Raw genomic sequence first — 18,429 nt, 5'->3', positions numbered from 1 at the left:
CGGAACTGCTCCCATCGTGGCCCCGCGACTATCGGCACACCAAGGCGCCACGCCGCGGCACAGCGGCACACGCACCAGAGGTGGTCAGATGCGGGAGCCGCGGGCGCGGGCCATCATGCGCCGCTGCCACTTATCGGCCTCGGACGTCAGCGGCGTGGCCAGATACTCCCCGAGAGTCACGCCGGCCGCGAGCGCCAAACCGATCGAGCCGGCGCGCACCAGCAGATCGAGCCCTTCGAGAATGAAGCCGGTGTCGACGATGTTGTACATCGCCCGGTAGATCGTCAGGCCCGGCAGGAAGGGCGTGACCGCACACACCGAGATGACCATCGTCGGCACCCGCACCCGCTCACTCAGCACACCCGCCAGGAGCCCGATCGCCAGAGCCGCCGAGAATGCGGCCGTTGCGGCACCGAACTGGTTCTCCGAAGGACTCACCCCCAAGGCGGTCACTCCGACGTACGCAGCGGATGCCACCCCCGCCACCAGTGCGACCAGACCCACGGTGCGGATCCGGGTATAGCTCGCCACTGCCCAGGCCGCGGCGATCGCGCCACCGGCGCCGATGAACAGCAGCGGGTGCACATGCACACCGGCTCCGGCGTCACCGATGCTCAACGGAACCCCGAACTGGCGCCCGACCTCGAGCACGATGCCGATTCCTGCCACGATCCCCACGGTGTACAGGCCGACTTCGAATGTGCGGGCCGCGGCTGTGAGCGGGAAGCCCGCGATCGCGTCCTCCGCCGACCCGACCAGCGCCAGGCCCGCCAGCAGCACCACGATCCCGGAGGCGACCACGAGGGAGGGCGGGAACAGCGCACGGTCCCACCCCCACGTGTTCTGGCCCCAGAGCAGCACCACAGCCACCACGGTTGCGATCCCCGAGCCGACCACCTGCTGGAACAGGTACGGCAAACCTCGGTGGCGCAGGAATCGCTGCACCCGGTCGATCACCATCGTGGTCGCCGCCGCCAGCAGGGCGACCGCCCAGCCACCGCCGAGCAGCACCGCCACCGATGCCGCCATCATCCCGAGCGCGCCGGTCACCACTGCCCGCCGGTAGGGGTGGGGTGCGGTGAGGATCTCCGTCAGCCGCTCATGGGCCTCGTTGATGCTCAGCTGCTTCCGGGTGATCTCCGCGATCAGGCGACTGATGTCGGTCAGCCGGCTGTAGTCGGACGTGCGGGTGCTGATCACCCGCACCTTGGTGACGGGGTCGTCGTCCCGGTCGATCGTGGCCGTGACCGAGATGAAGGTGATGTCGACGCTCAGGTTCTTCACACCGAGCCCGTCGGCCATCCGGAGCATCTCGGCGGTGGCATCACCCACCGGCGCACCGGTGGCGACCATCGCCTCCCCGGCACGCAGCACCAGGTCCAGCACGGACCGCTCCTCCTCGGCGCTGAGGGAGGAGAGGAAACGCGAGCCGGGGAACGGCAGCGTGGGCGGCCCCTTCCCGGCGACCATCCGCCGTGCCTGTTCCCGCAACGACCATGGGCGCACGACGGCGGAGGGCCCGGTCTGCTCGCGAGCCCGCAGGGGCACGGCCGGCCGCAGCGGCGGTACCTGGGAGGCTTCCGGAACGCCGTCGGTGTCGACGATGGGAACCTCGGGCTCCGGTCCCTTCCGGGGCCGGTTCGCCGGGCGCCGCCCGGGGCGCAACCGGCGACCAGGAGCAGGGCGATCGTTCACGTGGCCGAGCCTAGTGGTGTCTGTCCCCGAGTCCCATGTCTGCCCTGCTTTATCCCTGCTCGGCCGGGCGCTGACCTCGCCTGACCACCCGCCACGCGGCCGGGATCAGCATCCCGGCGATCGCCCCCTTGACTAGCCCCCCGACGATGAACGGCGTGAATCCTGCCGCGATCGCTTCGGCCGGAGCGAACCCGGCCACCAGGGCGAGCCACGGTACCCCGACGGCGAAAACGAGCACCTGGCCTGTCAGCCCCAGTGCCAGCGTGCGCAGCGGCGTACGGTCCCAGCCGCGTTCAGCGAGATGGCCCATGACGGCGGCCGCGAGGATGAAGCCGAGCAGGTAGCCTCCCGTCGGCCCCACCACGACCGCCACGCCCCCGGCACCGTCGGAGTAGATCGGCAGGCCCAGCCCACCGAGCAGGACGTAGGCGCCCATCGCTGCCACACCACGCCGCAAGCCCATGGTCGCTCCGACGAGGACGACGGCGAGTGTCTGCCCGGTGACTGGCACCGGGGATCCGGGGACCGGGATGGAGACCTGGGCGAGCAGCGCCGTCAGTGCGACGGCCCCGCCGATGAGGGCAAGGTCGCGGACCCAGGTACCGGCCCACGGGCGCACCAGGTAGTCACGGGGAGCGGCTGCGGCGATCGTCATGCATCCTCCAGGTCTCGGTTTCTCCCAGTGTGGCGATCGCCGGCATCGCGGCGCGCTGTCGGGTCCGACAAAACCGGGGCGCCGAAGCGGTGCCGGACCCACTGTTGACCCGGTGACCAACCCCGACCGTGGTTGCTCACCAGAGCCCCAACCGCGACGCCAGCGGGCCAGCCGTTCAGTTCTGCCGCGCTGCCACCGTGACCACCACATCGTGGCTGCCGCTGGGCGAACGGACCGTGGTGGCGTGCACCAGCTCGCCCGCGGCGTTCCACCGCACCGACTGGGAGTAGCCGGACCCGTCCCCGGTGAGTGAACGCTCGGCTGGGGTGGGTAGTTCGAACGAGGTCCATGTGCGGCCCAGGTCGAGGCTGCGCAGCGCCCGGTTGCCGGCCACGCCGTCGCGCAGGCTGGTCCGGCCGGTCGCGATCATCTCCACCTGGCCGCCCACCTCGCGCCAGGCAAGGTTCGGGGTGCCGGAGATGCTGGTGCCGTCGGTGGCCACCAACGCAAGCCCGATCGCGGATGGATCGCCCCAATCCAGGCCGTCGTCGCTGGTGAGGAGGTGGATCGGCACCTCCGGCGGGCCGACCACCTCGATCACGGCGCGGTGGACGCCATCGGGCATCTGGCCTGTGCCCACGAACATGCCGGGTCGGTGGTGGCGGTCGGCGATCCCGCAGATCAGGTCCTTCTCCGACCAGGTACGCAGATCGGTGGTGGAGCGTCGTGTGATCGTCTGCAGCATCCCGGCGGCCTTGTCCCGCTCGTCGGCCAGATAGCACTGCAGGGTGCCGTCGATCACCTGCAGATCCGGTTCCCACACCGATGTGGTGGCGGCATCGCTACGCGGAGAGTAGATCGCCGGGCCACCCGAATCGATGGTCGACTCATACGCCCAGGAGGCTCCGCCGTCAGAGGAGGAGTACAGGGCGAGAGTGGTCGACGAACCGTCGGCGGGGATGGAGTTCCCGGCGAGCAGCAGATCCCCGCGGCGCAGGTGTGCGAGATCGTCGGTCAGCTCGATCATCATCGGCTGGTACCGGTTCCCCTGCCCGAGGGCATCGGCCACGTCCGCGAGGTGCTCCCAGCTGTGCCCACCGTCCAGGCTGCGCCAGATCGGGAAGGAGGGGCCGCCGTCGTCGGCCACCCCGAGCCGCAACTCCCAGGTGAGGAAGAGGGCTCCGGCGTTCGGGCCGTCGGGGTCGGTGACCAGGAGGCGGGTGTACAGGGAGCCCATCTCCCCGACGACGCCGCGGTGGATGATGGTGGTGAGCGGTTCGAGTGTCAACAGATCTCCTTCTACACGATCCGGGGATCGTCGAGGTCGTGGTAAATGCGGTAGGGGATGCGGTCCGGCACGTCGGCGAGCGGCCCCATCCACCCGAGTGGCAGTCGGGCGGTGCCCACCCCCACCGGACGGTAGGTCAGGCCATCGTCGTCGCGGGTGAAGGCACAATCCAGGTCCACCATCTCCCACGGTGTGGGCAACGAGATCGGCATCGTCCAGTCCGCATTCTGCGCCAGCACCACCGGCCCGTGCGCGAACGCCACCCGGTTCGGGTGCCAGCGATCCACCGGTAGCACCCGCAGCCCGGCACCCAGGGTGATGCGCACCTCCTCCCGGTCGTGCCACTCACGCCTCAGCTCACGCCACCCGCCCTCCCCCACGACGGCGGAGGTCACCTCCCCGTTGACGGTCACCGTGAATCGCTCACTCCACGGCGGTACCCGCAGGCGCAGCGTGAAGGTCGCCGGACCGTCCGGCAGACTGAGCGTCAAGGTCGCGGTGTCCCCGACGGGGAAATCGGTGCGCTGGTCCAGGGTGACCTCGCGCCCCTCCTGGGCCCACGTCACGGAGGAGGGGACGTACAGGGCGACCGACAGTCCACCGTCGTGGGCGTGGTAGACCAGATCCGGCAGGTGGGCCACGCACTGCAGATAGGTTCCGGAGCAGCACGGCCAGTCGTCCCAATGCGGCAGTTTCGTGGCGATCCCGAGCCGGTAGTCCTGGTAGTAGGGCGATTGGCCCCCGGGGCGGACCGGCGTGACGGCCCCGATCCCGGAGAACACGAGTTGTTCGACCCAGTCGGCGTAGCGCGCCTCACCGGTGAACCGCAGCAGGGCGGTGCACAGCTTGAACGCCGCCCAGGAGCCACACACGATCTCAGCGGTGTCGGTACGCCACTCCAGGCTGCGCCCGAGCGACCCGTCCTCGGGGAGGGTGAACTCGCTCGGGCCATACCCACCGGTGGCATACGTCTGGGTGGTGGTGAGGTAGTCGTGGGCGTTCCGCAGGACGTCCAGGTAGTGCTGATCGCCCGTCACCTCGTAGGCGGCCGCTGCCGAGGCGAAGGTGTTCACGTGAGAGTAGGCGTGCAACCAGACGGGCACGTCCCACGGGCGGCCGGGCGTGGGCGCTTCGGCGAAGCGGTCCCAGTAGGAGTCGTAGTGCCACAGCCCGGCGAAGTCCTCGACAGCGGGGGCGGCGCCGGCGAGGTACCCACGGTGCAGGTTCTCGGCGAGGGTGTACCACTCGATGGTGCGGGCGTGTGAGGTGGGCGTGATGATGCCGCCGGCGAAGTTGGCGGCGTGGGCGGGCGGCCGGTCACGCTCGAGGGTGCGGGCGGCCCACTCGACCGTCCGGTTCAGCAGGTCCACGGCTGGCAGGTGGCCGCCGTAGAGCGCGGTATCGACGAGCCCGCAGGCGAGTTTCTCGTAGCCGTAGAGCGACATCCGGGTGTCGCCGTCGGAGCCGACGGTCTCGGCATATCCCTCCACCAGTTCGATCGCCCGGGCGGAGGCCTCGGGGATCCCTGCGGTCACGCCCAGACGGGCCAGCCCGCTGACCCATTGCCCGAAAGTCGGTTCCGTGGTGGTCCGCGACCATCCGGTCATGGGCTGCCCCGGGGCGAGCAGGCCGGCCCGTTCCCGGAAGCCGTGCAGGACGTCGGCGGGATCCATACTGAGGTAGGTCTGGGCGGCATCGGCGATTCGCTCGCCGAGGGCACCCGCCAGGCGCACCCGCCCGTCGTAGGCGAGCGAGCGCAGCACGGGTGCGGTGGCAACTCGGTCGGTCGCGGGGGTGGTGGACATCGATGTCCTCTCGGTGTGGAGTGCGTCAGGCGTGCTGCAGCGTTCGGCCGGTCCGTTCATTCCGGTCGCTCTGGCCGATCGGGTCCTTCCCGTGTGGGGTGGTGCCGGCGTGTGGAGTGCTCGGCGGCGCAGCCAGGACCCCGGTGCGCCACAGCGCACTGGTGGCCAGCGCGGCGGGGGCCGCCACGCCCAGCACCGGGATCAGCCCAGGTATCACGTAGTAGGCGCACAGGATCACCCCGACCCCGAGGGCCGCGAGCGCCGCCGTGGCCGGGCGCCCACCGGCGAGCACGGCGCTGCGCCGAAGCAGTGCGAACGCTCCGTCGTCGAAGTGCGCCTGGAGCGGCCACACGAGCACGGTCAGTACACCGAGCACCGCCCCGGCCACTGTCAGGCCACCGGCGAGCACGGGGCCCAGGCCGCCGAGGTCGAGGGTTCCCACCACGATCCTGTCCACGATCACCAGCGCCCACGCCACGGTGAGCACGGCGCCGAGACCGTTCGCCGGTCCGAACTCGGCCCGCCAGAGCCCGGCGAAGCGGGTGCGCAACGCCCGGCGGCCTGCTCGGTCGAGTCCGAGGGGCTCGCCCGGATAGTGGAGGGCGTGCCGGATGTCATCGCGCAGCACCCCGTGCAGGGCGGCTGTGGCGGGGAAGATCCCGGCGAGGACGCCGCCGCGCAGCGTCCACGCCATCCAGAGCAGGTGCAGGCACAGCAGCCGCAGGCCGAGGCGCCCGATCCGCTGGTGCCAATCGAGGAGGTGGTGCATCAGCCCTTCACCGACCCGATCATCACGCCCTTCTCGAAGTACCGCTGCAGGAAGGGGTAGAGCACGATCACCGGCAGGGTGGAGACCACGATCACGCCGTACTTGATCTGGTCGGCGTACTGCTGCGCGTAACTGCCTCCCGATCCCCCGGCACCACCGGCGCCGCCGGAGAACGCCTGGTTGGAGATGAGAATGTCGCGCAGCACGATCTGCAGCGGTTGCTTGTCGTAATCGCGCACGAACACCAGACCGGTGAAGAAGTCGTTCCAGTGCTGCACCAGGTAGTACAGACCGATCACCGAGATGATCGCCATCGACAGCGGCACGGCCATCTTGAGGAAGAACTGGAAGTAGTTCGACCCATCGATCGTGGCGGCCTCGTACAGCTCCTCCGGCAGAGAGTTCTCGAAGAACGCCCGGGCGATGATGAGGTTGTAGACGTTGACCGCCGTCGGGAGGATGAACACGAGCCAGTTGTCGAGCAGGTTCAGGTCCCGCAGCAGCAGATACATGGGGATGAGCCCGCCGTTGAAGAACATCGTGAACGCGAAGAAGAACATCAGCACCCTCCGCGGCTTGAACTCGCGCCGGGAGAGGGCGTAGGCGGCGGGAAGCGTCACCAGCAGGTTCACTGCGGTGCCCACCACCGTGTAGAGGATCGTGTTGCGGTACCCGGTCCAGATGCGCTCATCGGCGAGGATCTGCTCGTACCCGAACCAGGAGATCCCCTGCGGCATGAACCACACGCGCCCGGTGGCGACCATCGTGGGATCGCTGACGGAGGCGATCACGACGAAGTAGATCGGATACAGCGTCAGGAACAGCACCAGGGCGCAGGTCAGGACGAGACCGATCGTGAAGGCGATGTCGCCAGGGGTGCGGCGGGAGAGGGCTGACAGTCTCATGGGATCACCACAGGCTCGTGTTGGAGAGGCGCTTGGCCACCTGGTTCGTGATCACCAGGAACGTGAAGTTGATCAGGGTGTTGAACAGCCCGATCGCGGTGCCATAGCTGAACTGGTTCGACAGGATGCCGATCTTGTACACGTAGGTGGCGAGTACCTCGGAGACCCCCAGGTTCAGGGGGTTCTGCATGAGGAAGATCTTCTCGAAGCCGGTGCTCAGCACCGTGCCCATGTTCAGGATGAACAGCACGATCATCGTCGGCACCAGCGCGGGTACGTCGATGTGGCGGATGATCGTGAACCGCCCCGCACCGTCGATCCGGGCAGCCTCGTAGAGCTGGGTGTCGACACTCGCGAGCGCCGCGAGGTAGATGATGCTGTTCCACCCGGCGTGCTGCCACACCTCGGAGATCACATAGACGGGCACGAAAGCACTGGTGTCGCCCAGGAAGTTCGCTCCTGAGACCCCCACCATCTCGGCCACCCGGGTGATGAGCCCAGAGGAGGGGGAGAGGAACACCTGCAGCATCCCCACGATCACCACGATCGAGATGAAGTGCGGCAGATAGGTCGCAGTCTGCAGGAACCTCTTCCGACGGCGCCCGATCACCTGGTTGACCAGCAGCGCCAGAGCGATCGGTGCGATGAACCCGACCACCAGCGTGGTGACGCTGATGACCACGGTGTTGCGCATGAGAGTCCAGAACTGCGGGCTCTCGAAGAACTGCCGGAAGTACTTCAGCCCGACCCACTCGCCCCCGGTGAGCCCGGCGGTGAAGTCGAACTCCCGGAAGGCGAGTTGCAGCCCGTACATCGGAACGTAGGCGAACAGCACCACGAAGCCGATGGCCGGGAGGGCCATCACCCACAGCTGCCAGTACCGGTGCACGTGCCGGCGCAGCCCGGCCAGACCCTTCGGTCGCGTGCGGGTGGGGCCGCGTGAGGGCGCCACGGCCGTCCCCTGGGCGGGCCCGCTCCTCGTCACAGTCACAGCGATCTCCTTCGATCGGTGGTGGTGCGGCCGGTGGGGTCACTCGACCCTGCCGGCCGCACCTTCATCAGATGACGGCGTCACTACCCCTGCGAGGCCGCGAACTCGTCGTAGAAGCGCTGGTGGATCTCGAGGTTCTGCGTCAACCCGGCGGCTTCCACCTCGGCCACGTAGGCGTCCCAGCCGGAGTCTGCGCCACCCTCGGTGATCCAGGTGGCCCACCGCTGCATCGCGATGCCGAAGACGGCGGTGTTGTTGAGCGCCAGCTGGTTCAGATCCTCCTCGCTCATACGGATCAACTGGGACGGGAAGATGTCGGTGGACGGGTCCACGTTCGCGATCGCGGCATCCAACGGCTCCGACTGGTCAGCCGCCTCCTGCAGATCCGTGGGGAGCACCACGTCGATGTCCTCCCGGATCCAGCCGGGGCTGTTGTCGGCGAGGGTGGTGGTCCACTTCCACGTGGAGGGATCGGACTCGCCGTCCGCGGGGGGCAGCACCTCATAGGCGTCCTCCCCGGCGGATTCGAGGTTCTCCCCCAGCTCGCCCCAGAGCGCCTGGATCGAGATGTCCTGATCGTAGAAGGCGTCGATCACTGCCAGGGCACCCTCACGGTTGTCCGACTGCGCGGACATCGTGATGGAGTTGACGCCGTAGTTCAGCAGGTAGGAGTCGAAGGACCAGGTGACCTCGTCCGCACCGATGGAGCTATCGGCCTGCAGCGGTGCGAGCGGCGCATACTGCTCGACCAGCTGGGCGCCGACGCGGTCCGAACCGGTCCAGCCCCACGTGAAGCCGACGCGTGCGCTGTCGCCATCGCCGCGGGCCACGGACTGGTAGGCCGAATAGTCCTGCGTCATCACGTCCTGGCTGATCAACCCGTCGGCGTAGAGCTCGTGCAGGAAGGAGATGAGCTCGCGATAGCGTTCGTCGATCAGGAAGTTGCCCACCTGGCCGTCCTCGACGAAGTAGCCCTGGCCACCACCGTCGGCGATCGGCAGGCCGAGGCTGCCGAGCAGCACCGTCGGCTGGAACAGCCCGAACCCGTCATCACCGGCCGGCGCCCAGTCCATCGGGATCTCGTCGTCGGGGTCGCCGTTGCCGTTGGCGTCCTCCTCCTTGAAGGCCAGCAGCACCTCGTGCAGTTCGTCCCAGGTGGTCGGCTGCTCGAGGCCGAGGGTGTCCAGCCACTGCTGGTTGATGAACTGGCGGGTTCCCGTCTCCGGCCAGAAGCGCCGGTAGCTGGGCAGGGAGTACACCGCGCCGTCCGGCATGGTCGCCATCTCCTGTGTGACGGGTACCGCGTCGAACATCTCCGCCACGTTCGGCAGGGCGTCCATATCGTCGCTGAGGTCTTCGAACAGGCCGGTGAAGGTGGCCAGGTCGGCGTTGGTGATCGCGTTGGTCCCGACCACCAGATCCGGAATGTCCCCGGCAGCCAGCATCGTGGACTTCTTCTGGTCCCAGTCGGCTGAGACTTCTTCCCACTCGATGGTGACCCCGGCCGCCTCCTCCAGGTCGGCTACCCAGCCCATATCGGCCATCGCACCGGTCAGCGGGTGCTTGAGAACCAGGATCTGGATGGTGTCGCCACCACCGCCGCCTTCATCCCCGTCTCCACCGGAGCAGGCGCTCAATGCCAGCGCCCCCGCCATCACAGCGGCCACTGCCGGCACGGACCGGCTCTTCCTGATGCGGTACATACGACTCCTCCTCGAGTCCGGCACGGCCGCTCGGCCGCGCACGTGTCAGATGATCGGCAGCCACACGCGCATCGCGGTGCTGCCTCGGTTTCCCCAGGTCGAGAACGGGACGGCGGTCAGGGTCACAGCGCGGGATCCCTCTGGATTCCTCGGATTGCCGCGGCCTGTGGCCGGGTAGAGGCCTTCGACGGCGTCCCTCGCCAAGCCCTCCACCCGCACCCGCGTGCGGTCCGGGCCGGCAACTGTCTCCAGCTCGGCGTCGGCGGCCACGCGGACGTCGTCGACGGCCACACCCTCGGGCAGGTCCACCTGCTCCAGGCAGTACACCCGAGGACCTACTTCGATCGCCCGTGCACCGCGCAGCGCGTCGGCGCGGTGGTGGGCGCGGGTCCACCGGGGGGTGAGGTCGAGGGAGAGCGTGAGGGGCGCCGCAGACTCCAGGTCCACGCGCAGGTAGCCGTCGTCGTCCAGGGTGACCGGTCCGCCGTCGAGAGTGGTGGAGGCTGACCAGCTCGGTACCCGCACGGCCAAGCGCAAGCTCGGCGAACCGTCCAGAGCGAAGGTGACCCGGCCGTCGTCGGGATAGGCCGTGCTCACACGCAGGGCGCCACCGCCCAGGTGAGCGGGTACGTCGATCTCGGCGTCGGCGAACAGGTGCAGCGCCAGCTCCTGCTCACTTGCCGTAGCCACATAGGAGCCGAGCTGGGCCACCAGTCGCGCCAGATTCGGCGGGCAGCAGGCGCAGGAGTACCAGTGCTGCCGGTCGCGGGGGGCGTTCTCCTCGCTGAACCGGTCCGGTCGCAGTTGCAGCGGGTTCGCGTAGAAGAACCGGGTGCCAGTGGAGTCCACGGCAGCAGCGAGGGCGTTGTGCAGCTCGCGCTCGATCGTCTCCGCGTACTCCGGCACGAGATCCGGGCTGGCCAGCATCATCCGCCAGGTCCAGTGCACGTCAGCGATGGAGGCACAGGTCTCGGCGTAGGCACGATCGGAGGGAAGCTCGTAGTCGTCGCCGAAGGCCTCGTCCCGGTGCCGGGAGCCGAACGCGCCGGTGAGGTACATCTTGCGGTGGTGGGCGCTTGTCCACTGCGCGTGCATCGCCTGCATCAGGGTTGCGTCGCCGGTCTCCAGTTGCACGTCGGTCACCCCGGCGTTCAGGTACAGCTGACGCACGGCATGCCCGACGGCGTCCCTCGCCTCCCGTACAGGGGTGTGGTCCTGGAAGTAGGTCGCCCCAAGATGCCCGGGAGTGAGCAGGCCCTTCCCACGGAGGTCGACCATCCGCTGGGCGAGGGCAAGGTAGCGGTCGGCGCCGGTGTGGCGGTACAACTCCACGAGCGCGGTCTCGATCTGTGGGTGCCCGCAGATGCCTTCGTCCCGGCCAGGTCCGAAGCGGCGGTCGAGCAGATCGGCGAAGCGTCGGGCGATGCTGAGCAGGTCGTCGCGTCCGGCAGCGCGGGACAACGCGACCGCGGCCTGGATCATGTGGCCGAGCACGTACATCTCGTGCGTCCACTCGAGTTCGGCGAACTTCTTCTCCGGGTGCACGCCCTGGATCCAGGTCATCACATAACCGGACGGCTCTTGCACGCGGGCCACCAGGTCGATCACGTCGTCGAGCCAGGCGTCCCACTCGTGGGTGCCAGTGCGGCCGATCTCCCACGCGACGGCCTCGATGGTCTTGTACAGGTCGGAGTCGGCGAAGACGAAGCCGCGGTAGTCGGCACCGGACTCACCGATCACCCGGCGGAAGTTGTCGATCACACCGGAGGTCTCGAGGTTCGCGATGCAGTGGCCGATGGTGGCCTTGGCATTGAGGCCCTGCCACGTACCGAGGGCGCCATCCGGGCTGAGCCGGACCGAGCGCAGGTCGAGGGGACGATGCGCCGGTGTGCTGCGAGGGATGGCGGGGGCCACCTCGGCCGGGCGGCCGGAACCTGGCGAGGGAGGGGAGGCGGTGGGGGCCACCTGCTGCTGCGTCACATGTGCTCCTTTGCGTGAACTGCGGTCGACAGTAGGCGCCACCATTCAGCGTTGTCAATAGCAAGACACGGATGGATGTGAGCGTTCACCTTGAGCCTGATCGCGCCCGGCTCCAGGTGACGGGCGCTGGGTGCCATCGGCCGTCGGCCGGCTGACCCCGAAGGTGGTCAGAAAAATCGACGGTCATACTGCCAACGAGTGCGTATACGAGCCTGGTTGGCAGTATGACCGTCGATTTCGTCCGCCTCCGGTCGCCGTCTCCCTACTTCACCGCACCGAGCGCCAGTCCGCTCTGCCACTGACGCTGCATCGCGAGGAACGCGATGATCAGCGGGACCACGGCCAGCAGTGAGCCCATGATCAGGAGTGGGTACAGGTCCTGCCCGGCGCTACCGTCGATGGTCGCGAGTGCACGCCAGTTGTTGAGACCGACGGTGAGCGGATAGAGCCTGTTGTCGGAAATCATCACCAGCGGCAGGAAGAAGTTGTTCCATGTGTTCACCAGGGAGAACAACAGCACAGTGGCGATCGCCGGGCGCAGCATCGGGAGCGCGATCTGCGTGAAGATCCGGAACTCCTTGGCGCCGTCGATGCGTGCTGATTCCAGCACCTCGTCCGGGACCGCATCCTGACCATAGATGCGCACCAGATAGACGCCGAGCGGGTTCAGCAGCCCGGGCAGGATCACGGCCCATATCGTGTTCACCAGGCCGAGGTTCGACATGATCATGTAGGTCGGCAGCACCAGCACGGTATTAGGGATCATCACCGCGCCCAGGAGAATCGCGAACGAGACCTTCCGTCCGCGAAAGCGATACTTGGCGAACGCGTACCCTCCCATGGTGGCCAGCACGGTAGCGCCCACGGCCGACGTGACCGAATAGAGGATCGTGTTCCAGATCCACGTGAAGAAGATGCCGTTCTGATATGCGAATGTGCGCGCGATGTTCTCGAAGAACGCGAACCCGTCGGCGAACCACAGTGACGGGCTGGTGTAGAGATCGCCGGTGGACTTGGTCGATGCCACCCCGAGCCACCAGAACGGTAGGAAGAAGTAGACGATCGAGACGATTAATCCCAGGATCAACGCGATGCGACCGATGCTCATCGGGCGGCGCGCCCGGCCGCCTGACGGTGTGGATCGCACTCGATGCGGTGCCCCACCGGCCCTGACGCCCGTCGCCGTAGCGAGATCAGTCATGGAGTCCACTCCTTCGGCGAGTGACGTACAGGAAGATGTACGAGCCGATGATGATGACCACACCGAGCACGAACGAGATCGTGGCGGCGTAGTTGAACTGGCCGTACGCGAACGCCTGGTTGTAGGCGTACATATTCGGCGTGAAGTCCGCGGGTACCGCGTCAGGTCGCGTCGACTGCAGCACCTTCGGCTCCGAGAAGAGCTGCAGCGTCGCGATGATGGTGAACACGGTCGAGAGCACCACGGCCGGCGCTACCAGCGGTAGCTTGATCTGCGTCGCGAGTTTCCATCCGCCGGCGCCGTCGATACGGGCCGCCTCGTAGATCTCGCGCGGCAGACCCTGCAGTGCCGCATAGATGATGATCATGTTGTAGCCGGTCATCTGCCACGTCACGATGTTGACGAGCGAGTACAGCACCAGGTTCGATCCCAGCAGATCCGGTGCCGCATCCCCGAACAGAGCGGTGAGGATGCTGGCAGGTCCGAGCTGCGGGCTGTACAGGAAACCCCACATCAGCACACCGATCACCGCGGGCACCGCGTAGGGCATGAACGCGACGATGCGGGACAGGCGGGACAGACGTGTGGTGACCGCGTCCAGCATCAGGGCCAGCACCAACGCGAGGACGAGCATGATGGGCGCCTGCAGCACCCCGTACAGCAGCACCCGCCCCAGGCCTCCTAGGAAGGAGGAGTCGCTGAAGACGCGGATGTAGTTGTCGAATCCGGCCCAGTTCTGCGAACCCGTGATCGAGCGCGAGTGGAGGCTCAGCCACAGCGCGTAGGCCAGCGGCACGATGAGGAAGAGCACGAAGGTGGCGGCGAACGGAGCCAGCAGCACCCATCCGTACCGGCCACGGCTCTCGGCCTGTGTCCGACGGCGTTTCAGGGTCGGACCGGATGTCGATCCCGCCGCCGCGGTGGTGCTACCGACGTGGTCGGCGGCAATGGCTTTGGTCATGGCGATCCTTGTGGACGTGGGGTGCCCGGTGCCGTTGCCGGCACCGGGCTCTGGTCTCAGGGTTCAGGGCTCAGGGCTCAGGGCTCAGGGCTCAGGGCTCAGTGACAGTCATGCCAACGGACTGTGCATACTCGACGAGGATTCGCTGAATCTCGGCGGCGGCCTCATCCATGGTCTGCTCGCCCGCGATCGCGGCGGCCACCTGCTCATTGATCGTCGACTTGGCGAACGAGTCGAACGGAGTGAACTCGAGGGGGCTCACCGACTGAGCGGCCGGAACGAACACCTCGTTCGCGGACTCCCCGCCGAAGAACTCATACGGGCGCTCCAGGAACTCCTCGGACTGCGCGACCGGGTTGTAGACGGGGAAGAGGAACGCCTCTTCGATGCCGACCTCCCACGGCTCGTCCGAACCGAAGATCTCGATCGCGACCTGAGCCGAGGCCTCGGGGGAATCCGTCTGACTCGTCACCGCGAAGGTCGATCCGCCGTGATTGCCCTGCAGATCATCACCTTCCTCCCACTGCGGGATCGGTGCCACTCGCCACTGCCCTGCGGTGGAGTCGGCCACGTTGCTCAGATAGCCGGGGCGCCACGCCGCCTCGATGGTCGTCAGATAGGCGCCGGTAGCGATGCCGTTATCCCATTCGGTCGAGTGATACGGCTGTGCGGCGACCAGTCCCTCATCGATGAGGTCACCCCAGTAGTTGAGCACCCTCCGGGTGATCTCGTTGTCGAAGTCGATCGTGACGTCCTCAGGATTCTCGAAGTCGTAGCCGTAGGGCTCTCCGCCGGCCTGCTGGATCAACCCGACGAGATTCGAGGCATTGCCGATCTGGAAGGCCGAGATGTACAGATCCGGGTCCGCAGCCTGGAGTGCCTGCGCATTCGCGCGGTACTCGTCCCAGGTCTGGGCTGGCTCCAGTCCGTACTCGTCATAGAGATCGGCGCGGTACATCGAGGCGATGGGGCCGGCATCGACGGGGATGGCGTAGACGGCGCCGTCCTGCGACACCTGCTCCCACACCCAGTCCGGGTAGTCGCCGGCGACGTCGTTCGCCCCGTGCGGTGCGATGTCGAGGAGCCCGTCCATCACCTGGAAGCTCGGCAGCTCGCTGAGTTCCATCTGGATCACATCGGGCGCGCCGGTTCCGGACTCCAGCGCGGTCCGCAACTTCGCATACGCGTCCTCGCCGACACCGGCGTTGACCAGGTCGACCTGGACGTCGTCATGATTCTCGTTGAAGACATCGACCACCTGCTGTACCTCGGGATACCAGGCCCACAAGGTCACCGTCGTGACGCCGCCCTCATCGCCCCCGTCCCCGGGAGCAGCGCCGCCCGGGTCGCTTGAACTGCACGCGACCAAGCCGAGGCTGGCAAGTGCAGCGATACCGATCCCGAGCCATCGTCGCGATGCGTGGGAAGAGTGAACAGCCATGTGATTCCTCCTTGAAGCAGACGATCCCGGAGCTCCAGCGCCGCGCGGGACGACACCACTATACCAAATATTCACATCACATGTGAATCGATGTGCTTTGAGTGTTACCAACTGTTGCGGTGTGCAGGCGGATCATGTTCCACGACAGGGGTTCGATGGCGATGGCTTCGCCGCTCCACCGCCCGCTCCGTCCCGCGCGCGGGACGACCGTGTCCGGTTGCGAGGCGCTGTTGGTTGCCGCCGCCGACGGTCCGGTGAGCACGGTGTGTTCGATCCGTGCACCCGCCTCGAACCCGGTGAAGCCCCCGAGAGCGAGCTCCAGCGGGATGGTGTTCGAGAGATCGCGGTTGATCACGAAGAAGGTCAGGGTTCCGCTCGCGGGATCGCGTACCGCTGCGACGTCGAGGTCGGGGACGTCCTCGTGGCGTGCCGTGTCATGGCGTCCGGCCTGCAGGCCCACGCGCAGCGACTCACCGCGCCCGAACCTGCTCGCCAGTGCGAATGGGTAGAAGCTCGACTGCCGCCACGCCTGGCCGCCGCCCGGTTCGGTGCGGATCGGGGCGATGACGTTCACCAGCTGCGCCAGACAGGCCATGCGCACCCGGTCCGAGTGCCGCAAGATCGAGTTGATGAAGCTCCCGACGACGAGGGCGTCGGCCATCGAGTAGATGTCACCGATGAGTTCGGGGGCGCTGGGCCAGACGCCGATCTCCCGCGGCCGGGAGTTGTACCAGACGTTCCATTCGTCGAACGACAACGGCATCGGCCGGCTGTGCTTGCCGGCGGCGCGGGCGAAGTCCGATGCGGCGATCACCGAGTCGATATAGGCATCGATCTCCAGGCCAGAGGCGAGGAGGGTCGGCACATCGTCGGCCAGGTCCGGGTCGACGTACATGTGCATCGACATGTAGTCGACATGGGAATAGCACTGTTCCAGCACCTGCGCCTCCCAGGTGGCGAAGGTGGGCATGACCGGCTTGGACGTGCCACAGGCGACCAGTTCGATCTCCGGATTGACTCGCCGGAGCGCGACGGCGGTCTCGGCGGCAAGGCGCCCGTATTCATACGCAGTCTTGTGGCCGAGCTGCCAGGGACCGTCCATCTCGTTACCCAGGCACCACACGCGCACGTCCCACGGCTCGGCCACCCCGTGCGACCGGCGCAGGTCGGACCAGTAGGAACCCTCAGCGAGGGTGGTGTACTCGACGAGCGCAGTGGCGGCCTCGATTCCTCGAGTGCCGAGGTTCACGGCCATCATCGGCTCCGCAGCGACACGTTGGCAGTAGCGCAGGAACTCGTTCGTACCCACGAGGTTCGGCTCGATGCTCTTCCACGCCAGATCTCGTCGTACCGGCCGGTCCGCACGCGGGCCGACGCCATCCTCCCACCGGTAGCCGGAGACGAAGTTGCCCCCGGGATAGCGCAGGATCGTCGGCCCGAGCTCACGGACAAGATCGGCGACGTCCCCGCGGAAGCCATCCTCGTCGGCGGTCGGGTGATCGGGGTCGTAGATGCCGTCGTAGACGCAGCGCCCCATGTGCTCGACGAACGATCCGTACACCCTGGGGTCGATCTCGCCCAACGAGAAGCTCGGGTCGACGAGGGCACGTGCGGTGGCGGTCATGAGACTCCTTCGGCGGGACTGCGGTCGGCGATACGGTCTTCGGCGGCAAGCTCAAGGAGCAGCGGGTCAATACCCTCCACGTCCGCGTACCGGATCGCGGCTCCCGCGGCGACCGGATGTCGGAGCCGGGCGCCATCGAGCAGGTAGTACGGGACAAGGTGTGGACCGGCGTCGTGGCTCGAGACCAGCTCCGGTCTCGTGCCCTCGATCTCGTGGTGGTGCCCAGTGACGGTGAACGCGGTGCCGGCGGGCAGATCCGCCGCAGCGCAGGCCACCATCGCGAGCCTCCGCTCGCTCGGTTCTCCGGCAGCGACACCGGCCACGACGTCGGCGATGGTGCCGGGGATCTCCAGTCCCATGAGGTGGAACGGGAGGCCGATGCAGAGATGGTCGTGGCTACGGCTGACCACGTGGCCCTTCTGTTCGAGCATGCGTGCCACCTCGCGATCGTGACACCGCACGACGATGAACTCGCCACCGGCGAAACTCGCCTCATCAGCCTCCCGCAGCAGCACGAACACGTCCAGGACGCCACTGGAGGACAGAATGCCGCCGTCGGAGCGGGTGCGGAAGACGTCGGCCAGTTCGCGGTAGCGAACGATCGGATAGTGCAGCCCGGGCACGTCAACGCCTCGCCCGGACAGGTTGGCCACGACGGCGATCTCGCAGTAATCCGCCGCTGCGCCCAGGCGCAGTTGCCCCACCGCTGCCCGCCGCGCCGCGAGTGTGGCCCCGATGTCCTCGCCGAGGTTCCAGTGATCGGTGAGCCGGGATGCCGGTGTCGCGTTGTCGAGAACCGACGCCCTCCCGGTGGCGCGGTCCAATACAAGGTCGTACTCGCTCGACTTCCCGGCTGCGACGACCTCGAGGCCGAGGCGCTGCGCCCAGTGCAGCAGGGCGAGAAGATTCGCCGGCTGATCACCGGCGCCCGTGGTCGAGACGACGCCGCGGGCGCGGGCGCGTCGTGCAAGCGCCCGACCGAAGAGCGATTCGGTCTCCTTGCTCGCCAGGACCACCGGCCGGGAGGCATCGATCGCTGCGACGGCGGCACGTGCGCTCACCCCCACCACACCCGTCGACTCGATCAGCACGTCGTAGGCCGCCGGGTCCAGGTGCGCGATGGTCTCGACCAGGGCGATGTGCCCAGCAGCGACGGCCTGACGCACACTCTCGCCGGCGGAACACTCCTGCAGCTCGTGATCGGCATAGCCGAGCGAGACCATGGTGCTGCGCAGCGCCCCGAGATCGAGATCGCACAGCACAGTCGGCCGCTGCGCCGGATGGGTGCGCAGCGCGAGCAGGACGGTACGACCGAAACCACCGGCAGCACCGGTCAATGCCACACGCGTCACAGGAGGGGTGTCGAGATGGGCGGGGACGTTCACGTCGGCGCGATCCTTCGTCTCGGTAC

At 67.6% G+C, this 18,429-nt stretch carries 14 protein-coding genes; all 14 read right to left on the bottom strand.

The annotated features are described in order from the left end of the window. Window positions 1-84: 84 nt before the first annotated feature. The 14 genes from IM660_RS00850 to IM660_RS00785 all read right to left on the bottom strand — a co-directional run bounded on the left by IM660_RS00850 (window position 85) and on the right by IM660_RS00785 (window position 18,403). A complete protein-coding gene (locus tag IM660_RS00850) occupies window positions 85-1,695 on the bottom strand; it encodes a threonine/serine exporter family protein (RefSeq protein ID WP_193497573.1) in 1,611 nt (536 codons plus the stop codon). Between the two features lie 49 nt (window positions 1,696-1,744). Continuing rightward, window positions 1,745-2,350 (bottom strand): biotin transporter BioY, encoded by a 606-nt coding sequence (locus IM660_RS00845; RefSeq protein ID WP_193497572.1) that lies wholly within the window; start codon window positions 2,348-2,350, stop codon window positions 1,745-1,747. 175 nt (window positions 2,351-2,525) lie between these two features. Further along, a complete protein-coding gene (locus IM660_RS00840) occupies window positions 2,526-3,638 on the bottom strand; it encodes a sialidase family protein (protein ID WP_193497571.1) in 1,113 nt (370 codons plus the stop codon). A gap of 11 nt (window positions 3,639-3,649) precedes the next feature. Then, window positions 3,650-5,443 carry a beta-L-arabinofuranosidase domain-containing protein gene (locus IM660_RS00835; protein ID WP_193497570.1) on the bottom strand — a complete coding sequence of 598 codons (1,794 nt, stop codon included), beginning with the start codon at window positions 5,441-5,443 and terminating at the stop codon, window positions 3,650-3,652. A gap of 25 nt (window positions 5,444-5,468) precedes the next feature. Further along, window positions 5,469-6,212, bottom strand: coding sequence for a YesL family protein (locus tag IM660_RS00830; protein ID WP_193497569.1), 744 nt, complete (start codon window positions 6,210-6,212; stop codon window positions 5,469-5,471). Next, on the bottom strand, window positions 6,212-7,117 hold the full coding sequence (locus tag IM660_RS00825; protein WP_193497568.1) for a carbohydrate ABC transporter permease: 906 nt from the start codon (window positions 7,115-7,117) through the stop codon (window positions 6,212-6,214). Before IM660_RS00825 ends, IM660_RS00830 begins: the two co-directional genes overlap by 1 nt. Window positions 7,118-7,121: 4 nt before the next feature. After that, complete coding sequence (locus tag IM660_RS00820) at window positions 7,122-8,108, bottom strand: ABC transporter permease (protein ID WP_246465073.1); 987 nt, start codon at window positions 8,106-8,108, stop codon at window positions 7,122-7,124. 83 nt (window positions 8,109-8,191) lie between these two features. After that, window positions 8,192-9,811, bottom strand: coding sequence for an extracellular solute-binding protein (locus tag IM660_RS00815; RefSeq protein WP_193497567.1), 1,620 nt, complete (start codon window positions 9,809-9,811; stop codon window positions 8,192-8,194). A 45-nt stretch (window positions 9,812-9,856) separates the two neighbouring features. Continuing rightward, entirely contained in the window at window positions 9,857-11,791 is a 1,935-nt protein-coding gene (locus tag IM660_RS00810) for a glycoside hydrolase family 127 protein (RefSeq protein ID WP_246465072.1), read from the bottom strand. A gap of 262 nt (window positions 11,792-12,053) precedes the next feature. Continuing rightward, window positions 12,054-12,992, bottom strand: a complete 939-nt coding sequence (locus tag IM660_RS00805) for a carbohydrate ABC transporter permease (RefSeq protein ID WP_193497565.1) — start codon at window positions 12,990-12,992, stop codon at window positions 12,054-12,056. After that, window positions 12,985-13,953, bottom strand: coding sequence for a carbohydrate ABC transporter permease (locus IM660_RS00800; RefSeq protein WP_193497564.1), 969 nt, complete (start codon window positions 13,951-13,953; stop codon window positions 12,985-12,987). Before IM660_RS00800 ends, IM660_RS00805 begins: the two co-directional genes overlap by 8 nt. Window positions 13,954-14,044: 91 nt before the next feature. Then, complete coding sequence (locus IM660_RS00795) at window positions 14,045-15,394, bottom strand: ABC transporter substrate-binding protein (RefSeq protein WP_193497563.1); 1,350 nt, start codon at window positions 15,392-15,394, stop codon at window positions 14,045-14,047. A 76-nt stretch (window positions 15,395-15,470) separates the two neighbouring features. Beyond that, window positions 15,471-17,018, bottom strand: a complete 1,548-nt coding sequence (gene arfA / locus IM660_RS00790; protein WP_193497562.1) for an arabinosylfuranosidase ArfA — start codon at window positions 17,016-17,018, stop codon at window positions 15,471-15,473. After that, entirely contained in the window at window positions 17,015-18,403 is a 1,389-nt protein-coding gene (locus IM660_RS00785; protein WP_193497561.1) for a homoserine dehydrogenase, read from the bottom strand. The genes arfA and IM660_RS00785 overlap by 4 nt, the downstream gene beginning before the upstream one ends. Window positions 18,404-18,429 lie beyond the last annotated feature (26 nt).

This window comes from Ruania alkalisoli (assembly GCF_014960965.1).
In the GTDB taxonomy this organism is placed as follows: domain Bacteria; phylum Actinomycetota; class Actinomycetes; order Actinomycetales; family Beutenbergiaceae; genus Ruania; species Ruania alkalisoli.
The sequence above is the reverse complement of the archived record's forward strand: the minus strand, read 5'-3'. Positions and strand labels throughout refer to the sequence as shown.

Bases quoted from the DNA above. Each gene is read 5' to 3' on its own strand.
- IM660_RS00795 (WP_193497563.1), bottom strand. From the start codon at position 15,394: ATGGCTGTTCACTCTTCCCACGCATCGCGACGATGGCTCGGGATCGGT.
- IM660_RS00805 (WP_193497565.1), bottom strand. From the start codon at position 12,992: ATGACTGATCTCGCTACGGCGACGGGCGTCAGGGCCGGTGGGGCACCG.
- IM660_RS00830 (WP_193497569.1), bottom strand. From the start codon at position 6,212: ATGCACCACCTCCTCGATTGGCACCAGCGGATCGGGCGCCTCGGCCTG.
- IM660_RS00835 (WP_193497570.1), bottom strand. From the start codon at position 5,443: ATGTCCACCACCCCCGCGACCGACCGAGTTGCCACCGCACCCGTGCTG.
- arfA (WP_193497562.1), bottom strand. From the start codon at position 17,018: ATGACCGCCACCGCACGTGCCCTCGTCGACCCGAGCTTCTCGTTGGGC.
- IM660_RS00815 (WP_193497567.1), bottom strand. From the start codon at position 9,811: ATGTACCGCATCAGGAAGAGCCGGTCCGTGCCGGCAGTGGCCGCTGTG.
- IM660_RS00825 (WP_193497568.1), bottom strand. From the start codon at position 7,117: ATGAGACTGTCAGCCCTCTCCCGCCGCACCCCTGGCGACATCGCCTTC.
- IM660_RS00800 (WP_193497564.1), bottom strand. From the start codon at position 13,953: ATGACCAAAGCCATTGCCGCCGACCACGTCGGTAGCACCACCGCGGCG.
- IM660_RS00845 (WP_193497572.1), bottom strand. From the start codon at position 2,350: ATGACGATCGCCGCAGCCGCTCCCCGTGACTACCTGGTGCGCCCGTGG.